The sequence below is a fragment of the Defluviitoga sp. genome, from assembly GCF_035349255.1.
Lineage (GTDB): Bacteria > Thermotogota > Thermotogae > Petrotogales > Petrotogaceae > Defluviitoga.
The window spans coordinates 1-1973 of record NZ_DAOPSE010000089.1 but is presented as its reverse complement, the minus strand read 5'-3'; the positions used below and the strand labels follow the sequence as shown (position 1 = coordinate 1973).

The 1973-nt window shown below is 32.7% G+C and carries 1 protein-coding gene and 1 pseudogene; both read right to left on the bottom strand.

What is annotated here, in order from left to right:
* Positions 1–158: 158 nt before the first annotated feature.
* A complete protein-coding gene (aglA, locus tag PKN74_RS08325; protein ID WP_472310377.1) occupies positions 159–1559 on the bottom strand; it encodes an alpha-glucosidase AglA in 1401 nt (466 codons plus the stop codon).
* 136 nt (positions 1560–1695) lie between these two features.
* Positions 1696–1973: pseudogene (locus tag PKN74_RS08320) on the bottom strand (ABC transporter substrate-binding protein); the annotation flags it as partial.

Genomic DNA, 1973 nt, shown 5'->3' with positions numbered 1-1973 from the left:
CAATAAATAAATTACCACTTTCTTACTTTTCATAATACCACCTCCCGTGAAATTGGTGTATCAATAAAGAATCTTTTTTCTAAATTTCGAGGTTGGATATCATAAGTTGGATATCTTAATAATTATGGTCAATTTGGTATTCATTTTCCAAAAATTTTTTAATACTTGAAGTGATCTTTTATTTCTTGATTGAATGAAAGATTCATTATTTCATCTAGAACATCTTTAATTTGCTTATGAGATTTAGTTCTAGGATCTCGCACTAAAAATTCTTCAAGAATCATTAAATCCCCGGTAATGTATGCTTCAAGGGCCATTTTCATTCTCATTATTTTTGGAACCAAAAAATACTCCGCTATTCTACTATTTAGATTGGGATTCAAAGTTTGAGGATGAAGACCTTGTTTATCTACGATTACAGGAACTTCAACAACAATATCTTTTGGGATCCCTTTAATTATGTCTTTATTTTCCACATTGAGTATTAATCTTGTCTGCTTATCATTTATCAGAGCATTTATAAAAGGAATATGTTGTTCTCCACTCATTTCACCTTTTTTAAAAACTTCTGGCCAAACTTCCGTTAGTTTTATGGAAGGATCTTTTTCTATAGTCTTAGATAATTCGATCATTCTTCTTCGAGCACTTCTCAGTGATTGGTGAAACTTAGGCCTTTCTACTTCGTTATCAATTCCTCCAAATTTTCCATACCATCTTTTCTTTGTTACTAAATCATAATTATATTTCCAACTACCATTTCTAACAGTATCTCCAATAGGCATCATTCCATAAAATTTATACATGTCTATTGCAGCTGGCGATAGCTGTACATCCCAAGGATCTTGTGGTTCCCAAGTATGTGATTTGTCTTTTACCCATTTGTCTAATAACTCATAAGCGTTTTGTCCATTGTAATCAAATTTATTTAGCCATATACCGTGATTAACTCCTGCTACTTGCCATTCAACCTGGTTTACATCGAGATTTAGTTCCCTAAAGATTTCGTTAACTCCAGAAGAGCCATGACAAAAACCAACGATATTGATTTGAGTTTTATCTTTTACAATTTGGGTTATTTCAAAAACAGGATTAGCTGTTTGCATCAACCAAGCCTTTGGGGCTAGTTCTTTCATTTTATTAGCTATGTCTAGTGCGAGTTTAATATCGGGATAAGAACAAATGAGATATGAGTAAGTTGAAACCATGTTAAATTCTTGTGAATCAATACCTCTATAGTAGCCATGCTTTTCTCCGATTTCAGTAATTATTTCCCATCGTTGGTATCCATCTTCTAGGTCTTCTGGATAAGGATAAGCAGTATTTATTATGAAGTCTGCAGCTTCTATAGCTTCATCTAAGCTCATAGTTTTTTCAATCTTGAGATTTGAATTCAATTCTAGACAATATTTATTTGCTAAAATGTAAGTTGCATTTAGACGTGTTTCATTCACATCCATCAAACAAAGTTTGGAACCAGATAAACCTTTATTTTGTGCAATGTCTCCTATTAACTGGAGGGGAAATCTAACACTTCCAGCTCCTATAATTGAGATTTTCAAAATTTCACATCCTGTATTTTTATGTTCTGTTGCTAAATAATAAAGTTGCCTATTTAGTGATCATTAATATATGTTACTTATTTAATATTTTTTAGAGAAGATTCCTTCCTCCCTGTGAAGGAGGAAGGAAGTTATGTTATTGGTCAATAAAGAATTGCATCGGCATTCCGTTCAGCGGAGTAAAGAATACCGCATCTGAAACCAGTTCTTTAGGAACATTCTTAAAATTATTTTTTACTATCGTAGGTGCTATGTCTTCTCCTACAGTTCCTATCATCCACAAGTTTTCTCTATGAATTTTTGTCACTTCTTTCATAAGTTCTTTTATTTCTTCATCATCTGTTGTTGCTTGTATTTGCAACCATAAATCTGCCAACTCAATAACCGCCTCTGGAGGCACAATGACATCTTCTG